Here is a 17,891-nt window from a genome sequence, read left to right as displayed (position 1 = left end):
TCCCTAGTGCGCGCCCCCACTGCCTGCCTCATCGAGCTGGCGCATCACCGCATCCAGATTGAATGAGGCGGGCTTCTGCCGGGGCGGATACTTGATGAAGTTGTCGATCTCCTTGGCGACCAGTCCCTGCATGCCATAGATCAGGAACGCATGATCCAGCACCCAGTCATAATAGGTGTTGGAGTTCTCGTCGGCGCGCTCGAAGGGGTCGCGGCGCAGGTTGAACATCTTGGGGATGCGCAGGGACACGAAGGGTTCAGCCCAGCAGGCCAGTTGCTTGGCGCGCTGTTCCTTGAGGACAACCTTCCAGTCCTTGAAACGAATGGCCAGGATATCGCCATCATCACTGATGTAGAACATCGTGGTGCGCGGGCCTTCTTCAGTCTTGCCAGTCAGGTAGGGGACCAGATCGTAACCGTCGATATGCACCTTGTAGGTCATATCGCCGACCTTGTGACCCTTGAGCAGCTTGTCCTTTATGTCCGTGTCGCCGGCTGCTGCCAGCAGCGTGGGAAGAAGGTCCTGATGGCAGGCGATGTCGTTGAAGACACTGTTGGGCTGGATCTTGCCGGGCCAGCGCATGAAACACGGGACGCGCCATGCCCCTTCCCAATTGGTATTCTTCTCGGCGCGGAACGGGCTGATGCCGGCATCGGGCCATGTGTTGTAGTGCGGGCCGTTGTCGCTCGAATACATGACGAAGGTATTGTCGGTGATGCCCAGCTCGTCGAGCTTGTCGAGCAGCACCCCGACCATCCCGTCATGAACGACCATCATGTCATTGTAGAAGCCCTGTCCGCTCTTGCCCTTGTGCTTGTCGGGGCAATGGGTGCGGAAATGCATGCCTGATGTGTTGAACCAGACAAAGAAGGGCTGGTCGTTGTTGTGGGCGTCCTCGATGAACTTCAGGGCGGCCGCGAGGAATTCCTCGTCGACGGTTTCCATGCGCTTCTTGGTCAGGGGGCCGGTGTCTTCAATCTTCTGCCCGCCCTTGCCGTCGGCCCAACAATGGAGCACCCCCCGGGGGCCATATTTCTTGCGGAATTCCGGGTCCTTGGGATAGTCGGGGAGCTCCGGCTCTTCCTCGGCATTGAGATGATAGAGATTGCCGAAGAATTCGTCGAAGCCATGCATGGTGGGCAGGAATTCATCCTTGTCGCCCAGATGGTTCTTGCCAAACTGGCCGGTCCTGTAGCCCATGGGCTTGAGGAGTTCGGGGATGGTGGGGTCGTCCTTCTGGAGGCCGAGATCGGCGCCCGGCATGCCCACCTTGGTCATGCCCGTGCGGACGGGGTTCTGTCCGGTTATGAAGGCAGCGCGGCCTGCGGTGCAGCTCTGCTGACCATAGTAATCGGTAAAGGCGCAGCCCTCATTGCCGATGCGATCGATGTTGGGGGTGCGATACCCCATCTGCCCGCGACTATTGTAGCTGATATTCCACCAGCCGATATCATCACCCCAGATGATGAGCATGTTGGGCTTGGTTGCGGCCATAGCGTTCACCTCAGATCAATGTGCTTGAACATGGAGAGGGCTGCACGCCGCATCGCGCCCCGCAAACGTGAATGCGGCTCGTCGAGAAGGGTTCCACGCCTGTCCAATTGTGATTTGAAACGCGTTGTGTCCGCCCGGGCACACGGAACTAATCGAGGCCGCCTTCGTTCACGGCAGCGTAGACTTCCCCATTCATTGGCGTATCTGCGGCGAGACGCCCCCGGCTTGAGAGGAGCTTGTGGGCCATGATCGAGATTTTCGCCGAGATCGCTATCGTCGTCTTCGTGGTGGGCAGCATGGTTGCCCTGGGCCTCAGCCTCACCTTCACCCAGATCCGGACCGCCCTCTCCAACGGGCGCATGATCGTGGTGGCCCTGGTGCTGAACTTTCTCCTGTCACCGCTGTTGGCAATGCTGGTCGCCTGGGTCTTTGGGCTGGACGACTACCTTGCCGCGGGTCTCATACTAACAGCTTGTGCGGCTGGCGCGCCGTTCCTGCCCAAGTTGATCGCCTTGGCCAAGGGGGATGCCGCCACCGGCGTCGGCCTCATGGTGCTGCTGATGGCCGTCACCGTGCTGTTCATGCCTCTGGCGCTGCCGGCGTTGCTGCGTGGTGTCTATGTGAACCCCCTGGACGTCGCCCAGTCCCTGGTCTTCCTCATGCTGCTGCCGCTCTGCCTCGCCCTCATTGCCCATGGCCGCTATGGTGAGGCCACCGCGCCGCTCAAGAAGCTCTGCCAGCAGGCGTCGAATATCTCGTTGCTGCTGCTTGCGGGCACGCTGATCGTGGTCAATTTCGATTCCATGATCGGCCTTGTGGGCACACACGGGCTTATCGCGGCGCTGACCCTCTACGGCATCCTGGCGGTGGTGGGCTATATGCTGGGCGGTGCCGAAATGTCTCTGGCTACCGCGCAGCGCAATACGGCGGCCGCCATGGTGGTCGCGGGGCAGAACTTCGGCGCGGATGTCATAACCTATGTGACGGTAGCATCCATTGTAGGCCTGCTGATCATTTTCCCGCTGGCCGCAGAACTCGGCAAACGCAAGATGACCAAACAGGCTGAGAGCGAGCCGGAAGATGCCGTCGGGGATGAGCCCGCCGGCTAGGATGACGCTCCGGCGCCCTGCGCAGCGCGATAGGCCGCTTCCGTCGCCTCGAAGCGAACACCCGTCGCCGGGAAGATATTCTCCGGCCCGATCACATCTTCCAGGCCATCTTCGCGGAGCGACTTGATCATACTGGCACTGACCTCTGCCAGCATCAGCCGGCAATTGCTGGCTTTCAGCGTCTTGGCGTAGTGCTCGAGCCAGTCGATACTGGTGAGACTCTGGATGGTCTGCCCATCATAGCGGAATATCACCGTGGAGCCCGGCATGGTCTCGGGCGCAGGCATCAGGTGATCTATTGAATAGAAAGTGGCGAAATAGATTGGTCCGTTCACGTCGATGACCGTCGTGCTGCCCGGCGCGATCTTGTCCGGGAAGGGCAGCTCGTGCCACTTTCCGGCATCGTCGCGCTGCAGTTCCACAAGGTTTATCTGTCCGGAAGCGCGGAAGGCATAAAGCAGCAGCGACAGGACCACGCCGGTGAAGATGGCCACTGTCAGATCCTGCAGGACGCCGGCCGTGATGGTGATGCCCGCAAGTACGGTGTTCGGCCTCGTGACCTGCCAGCCGCGCAGCAACACACGGCCTTCCTTGAGCATCACTTCAAAGCCTATGACGATCAGCACGGCCGCCAGGCCAGTCATCGGGATAAGCTCGGCGACCCCGCCACAGACGACCAGCACCAGCGCCAGAATGACGGCGCCAAAGACGCCCGCCCATCGGCTCCGCGCCCCGGCACTGAAATTGACACCCGTGCGCGACAGCGACCCGCAGGCCGGCATGGCCTGGAAAAATGACCCGGCCAGGTTGCCCAGCCCCTGACTGAGGAAATCCCGTGACATGCTGGAGCGCGACCTGTCGGGATTGGGATAGGTTGTTCCCACACCCGAGCTTTCCGAGAGACCAACCACAGCCACCGCAATGGCGCCGATCAGAAGTGAAGGGATGAGCGTCACGTCGGGCAGGACGGGCGTGGGCAGGGCTTCAAGGCCGCTGGGCACAGAGGCCACGTCACCAACGGTCTCGACTGCCGTCCAGCCGGCGAGGAGCACGACGACTGTCACCGCAATGATCACCACCACATCGGCAATGCGGGCCAGCGGCGAGCGCTTCAACAGGAGCAGCGTGACAATGGATGCGGCGCCCACAACCGCAGCAACATAGTTCCAGTCTCCGAAGTGTCGCAAAATATCGAGCGCCTTCACCAGCTTGTTGGTGTCGAGCTCGGAGGCGTAACCGACCAGATCCTTGAGCTGCCCCAGCACGATCAGCAGTGCGGTAGCGAAGATGAACCCTGCCATGACCTCGCGCGACACGAAGCGGATGACGCTGCCCAACTTGAGGGCGCCCAGCCCGGTCATGATGAGGCCGACCAGGAAGGTGAGCGTGAACATGGCGCGCACCGGGTCTTCGGGCTGGAGGCTCGCCAACTGGTCGCCGGCCACCAGGGCCAGGGCGTTGGTGATGGTCACGATCATCAGCGAGGTGCTGCCCGTGAGCGAGGCGACAATTGTCGTGATCATGCCGGTGTAAAGGCCATAGACGGGGTCGACGCCGGCGACCATGGCGTATGCCATGCCCTCGGGAATCGACACCAGCGCCACGGTCAGGCCGGCACTGAGATCAGGGACCAGACTCCCACCGGGCCCTGACACCTTAGCCAGCTTGCTTGTCTCTTCTGTCATTCCGGCCTCCCCGGCGCGGCCGCGTGGATGGGCTGACCCGCCGTTTCACAACGGTGCGGTTGCGGGCGGGTCGACGATGGGTCGGCCAGCTATCCCAGTTTGGTGAAGTCGGGCGGCGGGTTGCCGGCCATTGCCGCAGACGGGCCGGAGGACTGGGGCGGCGGCGTGGGTGCGGCCGGGGTGACGACAGGCGCCTGCGCCGCCCTTGCATCCTCGGCAGCCTTGGCAGCACGTTCGGCCGCTGCCGCGGCCCTGTTGGCGTCCTCCGCCGCGGAATCGCGCTTCCGGTCATCCGGGTCGCGCAATTGCTTGAAGACATAGAGCGGGAGGAGGATCGCGGCGATCAGGCTGCCGAGCCAGACCAGCAGCGTCGCCGCCAGCAGGTTGGCAACACCACCAATATCCATGCGCACAAGGAGAGCATCGGTGACGATGAGGCCGAAGAAGATTGTCACCAGCGCTATGCCGCCAACCAACTGAGGCATCTGTCTGAGGGAAATCTTGGTGACCAATGGCCCCGCCAGCGTCTGGAATGCGGAGAAGACCAACACTGCCAGGATGAAGCCCTGAAAATCGATCTGGAAGCCGGGCAGGAGTAGAATTGCGGCAAGCAAGCCTGCGGCGTTGGCGATCAGATAGGCACAGAGAGACAACAGTAATCTAATCAACTTGAAATCTCCTTGAACGACTGTTCAAACCCTGGAGACCGGCGCGTTGGGCCACGCCTTTTGTTGTGATAGACTTGGCATTTAGGGTACGTCGATTAGCTCCGACTGTCCACCCTAGAATCTTCTGGGATCGGGCGTTGAAGGCCTTGCCCACCCCTCGCGACCCCCGCGCGCCGTGGCGCGGACGGCCGGTCATCACCCTAATGCCGTGCCGCCGCTTCCAGTTCCGCAAACCCGTGTCACAACCGCACATTCCTCGCGCGTCGGGCGCGCGACATGCGGCACGGAACGCAGAACGGGGCGCGGCGTTGAATCGGCGAGTTGAGTGAGGAGTCCCCGCCATGCCCGCCACCCGCCCAATCTGGAAAGGCCAGCTGCGCCTGTCGCTGGTGTCCATCCCGGTGGAATTGTTCAGCGCCGCGCGCTCGGATGCCAAGCCGAGCTTCCGGCAAATTCACGAGCCGACCGGCAAACCGATCCACTATGAAAAGGTGGTGGCAGGGGTAGGAGCGGTCGACAAGGACGACATCGTCAAAGGCTTCGAATACGAAAAGGGCGACTATGTCCTGCTCACCGATGACGAGATCGACGCGGTCAAGCTCGAGACCCGCAAGACCATGGAATTGACCCAGTTCGTGGAGGCCGAGGAGATCGACCCGATCTACTACGACAAGGCCTATTTCGTCGTGCCCACCGATGAACTGGCGGAAGATGCGTTCCGGGTGATCCGCGATGCCCTGCGCCAGACCGGCAAGGTGGGTATTGGCCAATTGGCCATGCGCGGCAAGGAATACCTGGCGGCAGTCAAGCCGAGCGGCAAGGGGCTGGTACTCGAAACGCTCCACTACAAGGACGAAATCCGCAAGGCCGATCCCTTCTTCTCGGAGATTTCGAGCAAGGAAGCGGAGCCGGACCTGCTCGAAGTGGCAACGGCGCTGATCGAGAAGAAGACCAAGGAATTCGATGCGGGCGCCTTTACCGACCACTACCAGGAAGCGCTGCACGAGCTGATCCAGCGCAAGATGAAGAACAAGGGCCGCAAGATCACTGCCGACATGGACGATGAGCCGGCGCGCCCCAGCGGCTCCAACGTGGTCGACCTGATGGCGGCGCTCAAGGAGAGCCTCGAGGGTGGAGCCAAGAGCACAACCCGTCGCAAGCCGGCGGAAAAGAAGCCGGCGGCCAAGACCCCTACGACCCGCAAGCCTTCCACGACGTCACGCAAGAAGGCGAGTTGATCCATGGTGGAGCGGGCGGCGGATCTCCTGCGTGACTACAAAGCCAAGCGCAATTTTGCCAAGACGCAGGAGCCGGCTGGCGCCGCACCCAAGGCTGGCAAGGGTCGCGGCAGTTTCGTGGTCCAGAAGCACGACGCCACGCGGCTGCACTACGATTTCCGGCTGGAACTCGATGGCGTGCTCAAGAGCTGGGCCGTTACCAAGGGGCCGTCCAACAACCCCGGCGACAAGCGCCTGGCGGTGCGGGTCGAGGATCATCCCCTCGAATACGGGACGTTCGAGGGCACGATCCCGGAGGGCGAATACGGCGGCGGCACGGTTATGCTGTGGGACCGGGGCACTTGGGAGCCGGTTGGCGACCCGCATGAGGGGCTCGACAAGGGTGACCTCAAGTTTCGCCTCTATGGCGAACGGGTGAAGGGCGAATATGTGCTGGTGCACATGAAAGGGCGCGACACCAAGCGCCGTTCGGGCCCTGATCGCGAGAACTGGCTGCTGATCAAGCATCGGGACAGTTATTCGCGTGACAAGGATACGCTGACCACGCGCTTCACCCGTTCGGTTGACACCGGCCGCGATTTCAAGCAGATCGCCAATGGCGCCAAGCCCGTCAAGTCCAGCGCCACCAAGGCCAGAGCCGTCTGGCATTCGGACCCGGAAGCAGCCGGAGAGGCCGACCGGACGGCCGGAACTCCTGCAAAGGCCCGGAGCGGCAAGACGCCTGACTTTCGCCCGGTGCAGCTGGCCACCCTGACCGATAGTGTGCCGACCGCCGAGGGCTGGCTGTTCGAGATGAAGTATGACGGCTACCGGTGCCTGGCTGCGGTCAAGGGCGACAGCGTCCGTCTATATACTCGCAACGGCCTCGACTGGACCGAGCAGTTCGGCGCGCTGATCGAACCACTGCAGAAGCTCAAGATCGGTTCGGCGCTGATCGATGGCGAAATCTGCGCCTTCGACGCCAAGGGGCGCACGGATTTTTCCACGCTCAAAACAGTGCTCTCGAATGGCGGGAGGCTCGAATATTTCGCCTTCGACCTGCTCGAAGCCAATGGCACGGACCTGACGAAACTGCCGCTGGTCGAGCGCAAGGCGAGGCTGAAAGATCTGCTGGCCGCGTCGGGCCGCAAGGACCCGGTCCAGTATTCATCGCATGTAGAAGGGCACGGGCAGAAAGTGCTCGATGCCCTATGCCGCGATGGGCATGAAGGGGTGATCGCCAAGCGCGCAGACGCCCCCTATCGCGGTGAGCGCAGCAAGAGCTGGCTCAAGATCAAATGCCTCAAGCGACAGGAGTTCGTCATTGGCGGGTGGTCGCCGTCGACCAAGCGCCGTGGCTTCGCGTCACTGCTGCTGGGCACGTGGGACGGCAAGAAACTGCTCTATCGCGGTCGCGTCGGCACCGGTTTCAATGCGGCGACGCTGGAAGCGCTCGATGCCGAGTTGAAGCGCCTCGCCCGCAAGACCAGCCCCTTTGCCGCCGTGCCCGACGACATGACCAAGGGCGTCCATTGGGTGACGCCAGAGCTGGTTGCGGAAATTTCCTACGCGGAACTGACCAGCGACGACATCCTGCGCCATGCCAGCTTCATCGGCCTGCGCGGGGACAAGGCAGCCGAGGAGGTGCGGATGGAAAAGGCTGAGCCACTGGTGGACGATGGCGAAGATGTCGCCGAAAAACTGGGTGTCCGACTGACGTCGCCAGACCGGGTGGTGTTTGCCGGCCCCGAGATCACCAAGTCGCAGCTCGTTGCCTATTACGAGGACGTAGCCAAGGCCATGCTGCCTCATATCTCCGGGCGGCCGCTCAGCCTCGTGCGCTGTCCGCAGGGGCCGAAAGGCCACTGCTTCTTCCAGAAGCATGACACCGGAGGCTTTCCCAAGCAGATCCACACGCGACCGCTGGCCGAAAAGGACGGCGACGAGCAGGATTATTTCTATGTCGAAGACGTGGCTGGGCTCGTCGCCGGCACGCAGATGAATGTGCTCGAATGGCACATCTGGGGCAGCCATTTCGATAGTGTGGAGCAGCCGGACCGGCTGGTTTTCGACATCGATCCCGATGAAGGGCTGGCCTTTGCCGAGATCACCAGCGCGGCCCTGGACATCCGCGATCGCCTCAAGGATCTCGGCTATACGAGCTTTCCCATGGTCTCGGGCGGCAAGGGCCTCCATGTCATCGTTCCGCTCAAGCCAAAGGCGGAATGGCCCGAGGTGAAAACCTTCTGCAGGGATTTCGCCCAGGCCATGGCGGATGAGGAGCCGCGTCGGTTCACCGCCAACCTCTCCAAGGCCAAACGCAAAGGGCGGCTATTCATTGACTATCTGCGCAATGAGCGCGGCTCGACTGCCATCTGCCCGTGGTCAGTGCGCTCGCGCGATGGCGCTCCGGTTGCCGTACCAGTGGAATGGGACGAAGTGCCCAGGCTCAAGAAGGCCAATGGCTTTTCGCTCGCCGAGGCGGTCGAGCGGGCGCAGGGCAAGCCCTGGCCCAACTATTTCCGGCAGAAGCAGGTGCTGAAGAGCTAAGAAGCAGCGCCTGTGGCACATGCATGTACCCACAGACTGTCATCCCGGCGAGCTGCCAGAATGGACCCCGGCTTGCGCCGGGGCATTTCTCAGTGGATGAAAAGTTCTAAACCCCGCCCTCGACCGCGTCACGCGACAGGCCGGACATGATCTCGGCCTTGCCGTTGCGGATGATGACGATTTCTTCGAGCCGCAGGCCGAAACGGCCCTGCAGGTAGATGCCCGGCTCGATGGAGAACACCATGCCCTCGTCCAGCACGGTGGGACTGGTGGCCGTGATATAGGGCGCCTCGTGAATATCGATGCCGAGGCCATGGCCCGTGCGGTGGAGGAAGTTCGGGCCATAGCCCGCTTCCGTGATGACATCACGCGCGGCCTTGTCGACGTCAGAGGCTTTTGCGCCCGTGACGGCGGCAGCAAGCGCGGCTTCCACGGCACCATCAACAATGGCGTGGATCTCGTCATAGCCCTCGGGCTTTGACCCGAAATAGCCCATGCGGGTCATGTCCGACGGGTAACCATCGAGTCGGCAACCGGTATCGATGAGCACCGCATTGCCGGACTGGAGTTGCGTCGAGCCAGTATGATGATGCGGGAAAGCGCCGTTGGGGCCGAAGCAGACCGAACAGAAGACCGTTTCGGCGCCATTGGCCTTGTAGAAGGCGCCAATGAACCCGGCCACCTCAACTTCGGTCATGCCGGTTCTGAGCTGGGCGAAGGCCGCCTCGACGGCGCGGTCGTTGAGCAGGTGCGCGGCCTTGATGCGACGGTACTCGTCCTCGTCCTTGCGCGAGCGCAGATAGCCCACCGTATCGCCGGTGAAGCGGCGCGTCGCACCCGGTAATGCATCGAGCACGAGCAGCGCGAAGTCGGCGCGCATGGTTTCGTCGAGCACGATGGAGGGGGCTTTCCGATCAATGCCGGTGGCGGCCAAAAGCTGTTCAAGCGCAGCGCCGGGACCATCGGAGTCGGCCCAGGGGAAGAAGGGGAGATCAGTATGCTGGCGCGAGGAGTCAACGTTCAGCGCGGGCATCAGGAAGCCGGCAAAGCTCTGGCTCACGACAAGCAAGACGGGGCGCTCATCGCCATGGGGCGAGAGGTCAGCCAGGTAGCGCATATGGCTTGACGGACCGATGACGACGAGATCGGTCGCGGTTTCGGCCATGCGGGCGCGTAGGTTCTGCATGCGGGTGGCGAGTGCGGTGGTCATGGCGGCGATCCTTGAAAAAAAGCAGGAGGCGAGCCGGGCGGGAGGAGGTGCCCGGCTCGCCAGGGCATGATCGGTGTCGGACAATCGGTGCAGATCGCCCGGATCATGCTGATGCGACGGCCCGAGGGACAGGGCCGTCGCAATGCGAAACCCGAGACCGGGAGAACCCTTAGTTCTTGGTCACAAGATTGTAGTAGACGAAGTCCGAGTTGGAGCCGTTCACATAGCCTTCGACATTGGCGCCCATAGCGATCTGCAGCTGGGCCTGGAACATGATGACGATCGGGCTTTCAGCCTGAACCTGCTTCTGCAGCTCGATGTACATCTCGTTGCGCTTGGCCTGGTCGGCCTCGGCAAGAGCGGCGTTGACCGCGTCATTCATCTCCTGCGGCACGGCCCAGGCATTCCGCCAGGTGGTCGTGGCCGTGTAGTTGTCGTCGGCATTGTTGGAATTGTAGGCAAACGCCTTGGCATTGGAGTGCGGATCCATGAAGTCCGGGCCCCAATAGAGGAGCATGGCTTCGTGGGTGCGCTCGCGATACTTGGTGATCACCTGGGCGCCGGTACCGGGCAGGATTTCGAAGTTGATGCCGGCTTCGGCAAAGCCGGCCTGCAGCGACTGCGCCATGTCGGTGAACGGGGCTGAATTGATCACGTCGAGGGTGACGTTGATCGGCGTGGTGATGCTGGCATCGGCCAGGATCTGCTTGGCCTTTTCCACGTCGTAGCTGAACGGCGTTTCGTCATAGGAGCCTGGGAAGCCCTTGGGCCAGAAGGCCTGGTGCTTTTCCATCTGGCCCTTGAGGATGGTCTCGGTCATGCCGTCATAGTCGACGAGGTAGCGGGCAGCTTCCCAGACGGCCGGCGGGGTCAGTTCCTCGGTCTTCTGGTTGAAGGAGAGGAAATGTACGGCGGCCTGCGGGAAAGCTTCGACCTTGATGTTCTCGCCAAGGCCAGCGATCTGGTCGGGGGTCAGGTTCTTGGCCATGTCGACGTCGCCCGAGGTCAGCAGCAGCTGCTGGGTGGCGGCTTCGGCGACGTGACGGATCAGCACCTGCTTCATGGCCGGAGCGCCGTTCCAGTAGGTCTCGTTGGCGGTGAGGCGCACGAGTTCGGCCGGACGGTAGTCGGTCAGGACGAACGGGCCGGAGCCGGCCGAATTGGTGTTGAGCCAGGCATTGCCCCAGTCACCATCGACCTCGTTCTGCATGACGAGAACTTCGTCGACGATGGCGCCGGGACGGGCGGCCAGCACGTTCAGCACGAAGGCGGAAGCGAAATCGCCTGTCCACTTGACGGTGACGGTGTTGCCATCGACGGTGACCATCTCGTCGATGTTTTCAGGGGTCCAGCCGAGCTGGGTGAGGATAAAGGCCGGCGTCAGGTTGAGCGTCACGACGCGCTTGAACGAGAACTTGACGTCCTCGGCGCGCACCGGATTGCCCGAGGCGAAGGTGGCACCATCGCGCATGGTGAAAGTCAGGGTCTTGGCCGCTTCATCGGCAACCCATTCGGTGGCCAGGCCCGGAGCCAGGACAGTGGTGTCCTCGGCAGCGTACTGGACCAGCTTGTCGTACAGGTTGGCGTTGATTTCACCGGCCGAGAATTCATAAGCCTGAGCCGGATCGAGTGCGACGATGTCGTCGATGTTCTGGGCAATGACCAGCGCATCGGCAGGCGTCGCGGCATAGGCAGCGCCCGCTGCCAGCGGCAGGGCGAGCGCGGACGCCAAGAGGGCAGCGCGGAAGAGCTTCATATGCGTTTCTCCTTTGAAGTGACTTTCTTGCGGACCGGCTTGTTGGTGCCGGTTTTGGATTTGCCGAGGGCCGAACGTGGTTGGGCCGTCGAGCGAAACAGGGCGAGCGTGCCGGTCCACAGCAGCCGGGCTGGCTTGTCTGTGTGGTTGGCCCAGGAATGGGGGCGATTGCCGCGGAAGTGCAGGCTGTCGCCGGCTTCCATGATCATTTCCTCGCCATCGAGACGCTGGGTGATGGCGCCTTCGAGCACGAAGAGGATTTCCTCGCCCTCATGGGCGACCGTCTCGGAGCGATAGCCTGATGGCACGGTCATCAGAAAGCTTGAGAGCTGGTTGCCGGGAAAATCGGCGCCCAGGCGCTCATAGATGATCGACGACCCATCGATGGAAAAGCGGTTGCGCTCGCCGTTGCGGGTCAGCGCATTATGCGTCGCCGGCGCGGAAACGAAATAGTCGATGCTGACGCCCAGGGCCTTGGCAATCTGCGCCAGCGTGCCCAGCGAAGGCGTCGCGTGGTCGCGTTCGACCTGGCTGAGATATCCCACCGAAACGGCGGCGGCCTCGCCCAGCTCCATCAGCGTCATATGCTGCTGGCGGCGGCGCGCACGGATCAGCGCACCCACTTTCGGGTGCCCTTCCTGCTTGTTCGCCAGTGCCTCGGCCATACTCCGCCCCACCAAAATTTTTTTGATATAAGCAAAGTTTCTTGTATGGTGAAAGCGAAATGTGAAGGTTCTGCGACCCGCCAGCTGATCTTGTTGGCGGCGCTAATAATCTGTTTCCAAAGAGGAAAATCTATTGGCGATCGACCAGCAAACAGCCCCGCCGCCTCTGGCGCCCAATTTGCGAAACAAGCGCATGGGACGGCTTGCGCTGGAAATCGGAAGCTTCCTCGTCACGCTTTTCCTCACCTTTCTTGGCCTGCTCGCCATTACCTTCTTCATCGGGCGGATCATCCCGATCGACCCGGTACTTTCAGTGGTCGGCGACCGCGCCACGCAGGCGCAATACGACGCCGCAAAGATCGCCATGGGTCTCGACCAGCCGCTGTGGCGGCAGTTCATCACCTATGTCGGCAATGTTCTTACGGGTGATCTCGGGCGTTCGATCTCCACCGGCCGCCCGGTGTCGGAAGACCTGGCGCGCTTCTTCCCTGCCACGTTCGAAATGGCGACTTTGGGCATCATCATCGGCGTCGTTCTGGGCGTACCACTCGGGGTCACGGCCGCAGCACGGCAGGGCAGCTGGACGGACCAGACCATCCGTGTCGTTGGCCTGCTCGGCTATTCCGTCCCCGCCTTCTGGCTCGGGCTCGTGGGTCTCGCCATCTTCTATGCCCAGCTCGGCTGGGTCGGCGGGCCGGGGCGTCTCGACATCTTCTACGATGGTCTTGTTGAGCCAGTCACCGGCATGATCCTCATCGACTCGCTGATCCGCGGCGAGATCGACATATTCTGGAACGCCGTCAGCCACATCATCCTGCCCGCGGCCGTGCTGGGCTTTTTCAGCCTCGCCTATATTGCCCGCATGACGCGCAGCTTCATGCTCGACCAGCTCAACCAGGAGTTCGTCACCACGGCGCGCGTCAAGGGCGTGCCGGAACGGACCGTCATCTGGCGCCACGCCTTCAACCCGATCCGCGTGCCGCTGATCACCGTCATCGGCCTCTCCTATGCGGGCCTGCTTGAAGGCTCTGTCATGATTGAGACGGTGTTTTCCTGGCCTGGCCTCGGCAACTACCTCACCACTGCCCTGCTCAATGCCGACATGAACGCCGTGCTCGGCGCGACGCTGGTCATCGGCGCGGTGTTCATCATCATCAACAAGGTCTCGGACGTGCTCTACCGCGTGCTGGACCCGAGGGCCCGCTAATGACCACAAGAGACTGGCTCCTCGCCGATAGTCCCACCTCCCGCTGGCAGGCCAATGCCGGCCGCGCCTATCGGGTCTTTGCGAGCCTGCTGCGCAATCCGCTGTCGGTGGTGGGAGGGATCGTTATCCTTACCCTGTTGCTGACCGCTGCCTTCGCGCCCTGGATCGCGCCCTATTCGCCCACCGGGCAGAACCTTTCCGCGCGCCTCCTGCCGCCCTCAGGCGAGCACTGGATGGGCACCGACGAGCTGGGGCGCGATATTTTCTCGCGCGTGATCTATGGCTCCCAGATCACCCTCACCATCGTGCTGCTCGTCGCCCTGATCTCGGCGCCTCTGGGCCTCCTGGTCGGCGCGATTTCCGGCTATTTCGGCGGCTGGGTGGATCGCGTCCTGATGGGCTTTACCGACATTTTCCTGTCGCTGCCCAAGTTGATCCTGGCCCTGGCCTTCGTCGCCGCCCTCGGGCCGGGCATCAACAACGCCATTATCGCCATCGCCATCACCTCGTGGCCGGCCTATGCCCGCATAGCCCGCGCCGAAACCCTCACCATCCGCAATGCCGAATATATCTCGGCGGTGCAGCTGGCCGGCGGCGGGCCGATCCGCATCATCGTCCAGCACATTCTGCCGCTCTGCACCTCGTCCATGATCGTGCGCGTGACGCTCGACATGGCCGGCGTCATCCTGACCGCTGCCGGCCTCGGCTTCATCGGTCTCGGCGCGCAACCACCTCTGCCCGAATGGGGCGCAATGATTTCGCGCGGCCGTACCTTCATTCTCGACCAGTGGTGGGTAGCGACCATGCCGGGTTTTGCCATCATCATCGTGTCGCTGGGCTTCTGCTTCCTCGGCGACGGGCTGCGCGACGTGCTCGATCCCAAGAATGAGGGGAAGAGCTGATGATTATGACTTATCCCAGCACTTCCGGCAAAAACGATGCCATCCTTCGCCTTGACCCGAGGACCACTCAAAGCACGTGCCGGATTGCGAATGACCCTCGGATCAAGTCCGAGGGCGGCGCAGTGGTTGTGGAGGGTTTTCACCAATGAGTGCCCCCCTCCTCGAAGTCGAAAACCTGCGCGTCTCCTTCCCCACCCATCGCGGGCGGGTGGAAGTGGTAAAAGGTCTCTCCTTCACCCTCGGGCGAGAGCGCCTGGGCATTGTCGGGGAATCGGGTTCTGGCAAGTCGATGACCGGCCGCTCGATCCTCAAGCTCATCCGCAAGCCGGGCGAGGTCACCGCCGACACGCTGCGCTTTGACGGCATCGACATTCTCGGCCAGTCCGAAAAGCAGATGCGCGCCATCCGCGGCGCTCGCATTTCCATGGTCATGCAGGACCCAAAATTCTCGCTCAATCCGGTCATGACGGTGGGCGAGCAGATTGCCGAGGCGCTGGTGACCCACCAGAGGCTGGGCCGCCGCGAGGTGCAGCAGCGCATCCTCGACATGCTCGCCGCCGTGCGCATCAATGATCCCGAGCGCGTGGCAAAGCTCTATCCGCATGAAGTCTCGGGCGGCATGGGCCAGCGCATCATGATCGCCATGATGCTCATTCCCGAGCCGGAACTGCTGATTGCCGACGAGCCGACCTCGGCGCTCGACGTGTCGGTGCAGGCGCAGGTGCTCGACATCATTGATGATCTCGTCACTCGCAAGGGCATGGGGCTGATCCTCATCAGCCACGACCTGGCGCTGGTCAGCCGCTACTGCGACCGGATCCTCGTCATGAATGCCGGCCGGGTGGTGGAAGAATGCGCCGCCGGGCAGCTTGAAAATGCCCAGCACCCCTATACGCGCGGGCTGCTGGCCGCCATGCCCGTGATCGACGAAACCCGCGACGAACTTCCCGTGCTCGACCGCACGCAATGGGCCGGCACATGACAGCCATCGATCTCAAAAACCTCGACGTTTCCTATGGCGACACCAAGGTCGTCCATGGAGTCAATCTCTCCATCCCTGAAGGCGAGAGCTTTGCGCTCGTTGGAGAATCAGGCTCGGGCAAATCCACGATCCTGCGCGCCATTGCGGGCCTCGCCCCCGACTGGACCGGAGAGATTTCGGTGCTCGGTCAGAAGCGCAGCCACCATGTCGACCGCGCCGTCTCGCGACAGGTGCAGATGGTGTTCCAGGACCCTTATGGGTCCCTCCATCCGCGCAAGACCATTGACGCTACGCTCACCGAACCTCTGGCCATCCATGGCATCGGCAATCGCGGGGAGCGGGTCGAGGCCGTGCTGAAATCCGTCGGTCTCGACCAGCGCTTCCGCTTCCGTTTTCCGCACCAGCTTTCCGGTGGTCAGCGCCAGCGCGTGGCCATTGCCAGGGCGCTGATGCTGGAGCCAAAGGTGCTGCTGCTCGACGAGCCAACCTCGGCGCTCGACGTCTCGGTACAGGCCGAAATCCTCAACCTGCTCAAACGCCTGCGGCGCGAGCAGAACCTCACCTTCCTCCTCGTGACGCATAACCTGCCCGTCGTGAGCTTCCTTTGCGACCGGCTGGCGGTGATGCGCCATGGCCGTATTGTCGAGGTGGCCGACGTGGCCCAGCTCAAGGCCGGCAAGCTCAGCGAGCCCTATTCCCAGGAATTGCTGGCGGCGACAGAGGGCGGGTGACCGCCCTGCTCCGCCAGAAGCCACTATCGACCAAGGACTACCCCCAATGACCAACCATACGACTGCCCTTCTCGCCTTCGACGCCGCCATTGCCAAGGCGCAGACAGCGGAAGCCGCGTTCACCGCCTTGCAGGACCTCGCGCGCGCCACTGTCGGCGCCAAGCTCTTCACCATCATGCTGGTGGACATGCCCAACGAACTCTCGCGCCGGGCCTTTACCAGCGATCCGGTGAGCTACCCGACCTCGGCCACCAAGCCGCTGAACTACGGCCCGTGGTTCGACATCGTCCACGGCAAGCGCGAATACTTCGTCGCCAACACCATCGAGGACATCGCCAAGGTGCTGTTCGACCATGAGCTGATCAATGCGCTGGGCTGCCAGTCAGTCGTCAATGTGCCCATCATCATCAAGGACGAGCTGGTCGGCTGCATGAACCTGCTCGACGTCGCCGGCCACTATACGCCCGAGCGGCTGCAGACCATTCGCGAAGTACTGTCGGTGCCGGCCAAGCTGGCCGTGCTCGCCGCGCGCGCCTGATTTTCAAGCGCTCACAAAGGCCCCGTTGATCCCGCAGCGGGGCCTTTTCAGCTCAGCAGCAAAATGCCCATCAGCAACAGAGCGGTGAAGGCGCCATTGAGGGCCATGGCGATGCCGGCGAAGGCGCCGGCCATGTCATTGACCTGCAGGGCCCGCGCCGTACCGATGCCATGCGAGGCGACGCCGACGGCAAAGCCCCGTGCCGCATAGTTTTTGATCCCCAGCGCATTCATCAGCGGCGTTACCACGATGGCCCCGGTAATGCCGGTGAGGATAACCAGCACCGCCGCCAGCGAGGGAATACCCCCAAGGCTCTTGGCCAATTCCATGGCGATGGGAGCGCTGACCGATTTCGGGGCGATGGAGGCCAGCACTTCGCCCGGTGCACCGAACAGGGCGGCGATGGCCAGGGCGCTACCCATGGCGGTCAGCGACCCGGCCACCAGCGCGACCGATATCGGGATCAGGGACCGGCGCACGGCGGACAGGTTGCGGTAAAGCGGCACGGCCAGGGAAACGGTTGCCGGACCAAGCAGAAAGTGGATGAACTGCGCACCCTCGAAATAGGTCTGGTAGGTGGTGCCGGTGACGACAAGCAACGGAATGACCAGCGCGGCGCTGACGAGCACGCTGTTGGCCAGCGGCGAATTGCCCAGCAACGCGCCGATGCGCAGCGCCAGGACAAAGGCGAGAAGCGTGACGGCCAGCCAGGTCAGTGGCGAGGCGGCCAGATAGACCCAGATTTCGCCCAGACCGCTCATCGCGCCATCAGCTTTTCGGTGAGAATGAAGGCGTAAACCGTGACCAGGAGCGTCAGAACGGTGGACGCCAATACTGCGAGCAGCAGGATCGCGCCCCAGGCCTGGATCAGTCCGGCATGCTGGATAATGCCCACAGCAGAGGGCACGAAGAGCAGCGAGAGTATGCCCAGCAACCCATCCCCGGTCGCGATGACGACCCGGGCCTTGTCGCCCATGAGGGTGAGCAGGCCCACGAGCAGGAGCATGCCGGCAACCGGCCCCGGAAAGGCGAAGCCGGGCACCACCAGCCCGAAGAGGTGCACCAGCGTTTCGCCCGCCAACTGGCAGAGCACAAGAAGCGCAAAGCCGGCGACCCAGTCGGCCGGGCGCAGGGGCCGCGTTGTCGCGTCATTCATGCTGATCGGTCCGTATTCAAG

Annotated in this window: 16 protein-coding genes; 8 read left to right on the top strand and 8 right to left on the bottom strand. The window is 62.6% G+C overall.

Annotation, left to right across the window (positions count from 1 at the left end):
• Nucleotides 1–3: 3 nt before the first annotated feature.
• Complete coding sequence (locus MQW79_RS17730; RefSeq protein ID WP_476585816.1) at nucleotides 4–1,494, bottom strand: arylsulfatase; 1,491 nt, start codon at nucleotides 1,492–1,494, stop codon at nucleotides 4–6.
• A gap of 245 nt (nucleotides 1,495–1,739) precedes the next feature.
• Between MQW79_RS17730 and MQW79_RS17725 the strand changes: the two genes are divergently transcribed.
• Entirely contained in the window at nucleotides 1,740–2,603 is an 864-nt protein-coding gene (locus tag MQW79_RS17725) for a bile acid:sodium symporter family protein (protein ID WP_476585815.1), read from the top strand.
• On the opposite strand, the gene MQW79_RS17720 is transcribed toward MQW79_RS17725, so the two are convergent.
• Together MQW79_RS17720 and MQW79_RS17715 are read right to left on the bottom strand one after the other, a co-directional pair.
• Nucleotides 2,600–4,288 carry a SulP family inorganic anion transporter gene (locus MQW79_RS17720; RefSeq protein ID WP_476585814.1) on the bottom strand — a complete coding sequence of 563 codons (1,689 nt, stop codon included), beginning with the start codon at nucleotides 4,286–4,288 and terminating at the stop codon, nucleotides 2,600–2,602. The two genes, MQW79_RS17725 and MQW79_RS17720, sit on opposite strands and share 4 nt — an antisense overlap.
• 89 nt (nucleotides 4,289–4,377) lie before the next feature.
• The gene (locus MQW79_RS17715) at nucleotides 4,378–4,956 is read right to left on the bottom strand and encodes a hypothetical protein (protein ID WP_476585813.1); all 579 of its coding nucleotides are present in this window, start codon (nucleotides 4,954–4,956) and stop codon (nucleotides 4,378–4,380) included.
• Between the two features lie 341 nt (nucleotides 4,957–5,297).
• Between MQW79_RS17715 and ku the strand changes: the two genes are divergently transcribed.
• Nucleotides 5,298–6,194 carry a non-homologous end joining protein Ku gene (gene ku / locus MQW79_RS17710; RefSeq protein ID WP_476585812.1) on the top strand — a complete coding sequence of 299 codons (897 nt, stop codon included), beginning with the start codon at nucleotides 5,298–5,300 and terminating at the stop codon, nucleotides 6,192–6,194.
• Nucleotides 6,195–6,197: 3 nt separating this feature from the next.
• Nucleotides 6,198–8,723, top strand: coding sequence for a DNA ligase D (gene ligD, locus MQW79_RS17705; RefSeq protein WP_476585811.1), 2,526 nt, complete (start codon nucleotides 6,198–6,200; stop codon nucleotides 8,721–8,723).
• Between the two features lie 106 nt (nucleotides 8,724–8,829).
• On the opposite strand, the gene MQW79_RS17700 is transcribed toward ligD, so the two are convergent.
• The 3 genes from MQW79_RS17700 to MQW79_RS17690 form a co-directional block, all read right to left on the bottom strand.
• Nucleotides 8,830–9,933 carry a M24 family metallopeptidase gene (locus tag MQW79_RS17700; protein ID WP_476585810.1) on the bottom strand — a complete coding sequence of 368 codons (1,104 nt, stop codon included), beginning with the start codon at nucleotides 9,931–9,933 and terminating at the stop codon, nucleotides 8,830–8,832.
• Nucleotides 9,934–10,102: 169 nt separating this feature from the next.
• Nucleotides 10,103–11,689: an ABC transporter substrate-binding protein gene (locus MQW79_RS17695; protein ID WP_476585809.1), complete on the bottom strand. Its 1,587-nt coding sequence runs from the start codon at nucleotides 11,687–11,689 to the stop codon at nucleotides 10,103–10,105.
• A complete protein-coding gene (locus tag MQW79_RS17690; RefSeq protein WP_476585808.1) occupies nucleotides 11,686–12,354 on the bottom strand; it encodes a helix-turn-helix domain-containing protein in 669 nt (222 codons plus the stop codon). The genes MQW79_RS17695 and MQW79_RS17690 overlap by 4 nt, the downstream gene beginning before the upstream one ends.
• Before the next feature lie 193 nt (nucleotides 12,355–12,547).
• Between MQW79_RS17690 and MQW79_RS17685 the strand changes: the two genes are divergently transcribed.
• The 5 genes from MQW79_RS17685 to MQW79_RS17665 all read left to right on the top strand — a co-directional run bounded on the left by MQW79_RS17685 (nucleotide 12,548) and on the right by MQW79_RS17665 (nucleotide 16,714).
• Nucleotides 12,548–13,561: an ABC transporter permease gene (locus MQW79_RS17685; RefSeq protein ID WP_476585807.1), complete on the top strand. Its 1,014-nt coding sequence runs from the start codon at nucleotides 12,548–12,550 to the stop codon at nucleotides 13,559–13,561.
• Nucleotides 13,561–14,463 (top strand): ABC transporter permease, encoded by a 903-nt coding sequence (locus MQW79_RS17680; RefSeq protein WP_476585806.1) that lies wholly within the window; start codon nucleotides 13,561–13,563, stop codon nucleotides 14,461–14,463. The genes MQW79_RS17685 and MQW79_RS17680 overlap by 1 nt, the downstream gene beginning before the upstream one ends.
• Before the next feature lie 145 nt (nucleotides 14,464–14,608).
• Nucleotides 14,609–15,445, top strand: a complete 837-nt coding sequence (locus MQW79_RS17675) for an ABC transporter ATP-binding protein (RefSeq protein WP_476585805.1) — start codon at nucleotides 14,609–14,611, stop codon at nucleotides 15,443–15,445.
• Nucleotides 15,442–16,176: an ABC transporter ATP-binding protein gene (locus MQW79_RS17670; RefSeq protein WP_476585803.1), complete on the top strand. Its 735-nt coding sequence runs from the start codon at nucleotides 15,442–15,444 to the stop codon at nucleotides 16,174–16,176. The genes MQW79_RS17675 and MQW79_RS17670 overlap by 4 nt, the downstream gene beginning before the upstream one ends.
• 46 nt (nucleotides 16,177–16,222) lie before the next feature.
• Nucleotides 16,223–16,714 carry a GAF domain-containing protein gene (locus tag MQW79_RS17665; RefSeq protein WP_476585802.1) on the top strand — a complete coding sequence of 164 codons (492 nt, stop codon included), beginning with the start codon at nucleotides 16,223–16,225 and terminating at the stop codon, nucleotides 16,712–16,714.
• 47 nt (nucleotides 16,715–16,761) lie between these two features.
• Here the strand turns inward: MQW79_RS17665 and MQW79_RS17660 are convergent, their stop codons facing one another.
• Together MQW79_RS17660 and MQW79_RS17655 are read right to left on the bottom strand one after the other, a co-directional pair.
• Nucleotides 16,762–17,475, bottom strand: a complete 714-nt coding sequence (locus MQW79_RS17660) for an LrgB family protein (RefSeq protein WP_476585801.1) — start codon at nucleotides 17,473–17,475, stop codon at nucleotides 16,762–16,764.
• Complete coding sequence (locus MQW79_RS17655) at nucleotides 17,472–17,870, bottom strand: CidA/LrgA family protein (RefSeq protein WP_476585799.1); 399 nt, start codon at nucleotides 17,868–17,870, stop codon at nucleotides 17,472–17,474. Before MQW79_RS17655 ends, MQW79_RS17660 begins: the two co-directional genes overlap by 4 nt.
• Between the last annotated feature and the right edge of the window lie 21 nt (nucleotides 17,871–17,891).

It is taken from the genome of Devosia sp. Micro-HW1, assembly GCF_056341075.1.
The sequence above is the reverse complement of the archived record's forward strand: the minus strand, read 5'-3'. Positions and strand labels throughout refer to the sequence as shown.

What these genes read in the sequence shown, in the direction of transcription:
- MQW79_RS17690 (WP_476585808.1), bottom strand. Translation starts at nt 12,354, where the DNA reads ATGGCCGAGGCACTGGCGAACAAGCAGGAAGGGCACCCGAAAGTGGGT.
- MQW79_RS17665 (WP_476585802.1), top strand. Translation starts at nt 16,223, where the DNA reads ATGACCAACCATACGACTGCCCTTCTCGCCTTCGACGCCGCCATTGCC.
- MQW79_RS17725 (WP_476585815.1), top strand. Translation starts at nt 1,740, where the DNA reads ATGATCGAGATTTTCGCCGAGATCGCTATCGTCGTCTTCGTGGTGGGC.
- MQW79_RS17695 (WP_476585809.1), bottom strand. Translation starts at nt 11,689, where the DNA reads ATGAAGCTCTTCCGCGCTGCCCTCTTGGCGTCCGCGCTCGCCCTGCCG.
- MQW79_RS17655 (WP_476585799.1), bottom strand. Translation starts at nt 17,870, where the DNA reads ATGAATGACGCGACAACGCGGCCCCTGCGCCCGGCCGACTGGGTCGCC.
- MQW79_RS17680 (WP_476585806.1), top strand. Translation starts at nt 13,561, where the DNA reads ATGACCACAAGAGACTGGCTCCTCGCCGATAGTCCCACCTCCCGCTGG.
- MQW79_RS17675 (WP_476585805.1), top strand. Translation starts at nt 14,609, where the DNA reads ATGAGTGCCCCCCTCCTCGAAGTCGAAAACCTGCGCGTCTCCTTCCCC.
- ku (WP_476585812.1), top strand. Translation starts at nt 5,298, where the DNA reads ATGCCCGCCACCCGCCCAATCTGGAAAGGCCAGCTGCGCCTGTCGCTG.
- MQW79_RS17700 (WP_476585810.1), bottom strand. Translation starts at nt 9,933, where the DNA reads ATGACCACCGCACTCGCCACCCGCATGCAGAACCTACGCGCCCGCATG.
- MQW79_RS17730 (WP_476585816.1), bottom strand. Translation starts at nt 1,494, where the DNA reads ATGGCCGCAACCAAGCCCAACATGCTCATCATCTGGGGTGATGATATC.
- MQW79_RS17720 (WP_476585814.1), bottom strand. Translation starts at nt 4,288, where the DNA reads ATGACAGAAGAGACAAGCAAGCTGGCTAAGGTGTCAGGGCCCGGTGGG.
- MQW79_RS17670 (WP_476585803.1), top strand. Translation starts at nt 15,442, where the DNA reads ATGACAGCCATCGATCTCAAAAACCTCGACGTTTCCTATGGCGACACC.
- MQW79_RS17685 (WP_476585807.1), top strand. Translation starts at nt 12,548, where the DNA reads ATGGGACGGCTTGCGCTGGAAATCGGAAGCTTCCTCGTCACGCTTTTC.
- MQW79_RS17660 (WP_476585801.1), bottom strand. Translation starts at nt 17,475, where the DNA reads ATGAGCGGTCTGGGCGAAATCTGGGTCTATCTGGCCGCCTCGCCACTG.
- ligD (WP_476585811.1), top strand. Translation starts at nt 6,198, where the DNA reads ATGGTGGAGCGGGCGGCGGATCTCCTGCGTGACTACAAAGCCAAGCGC.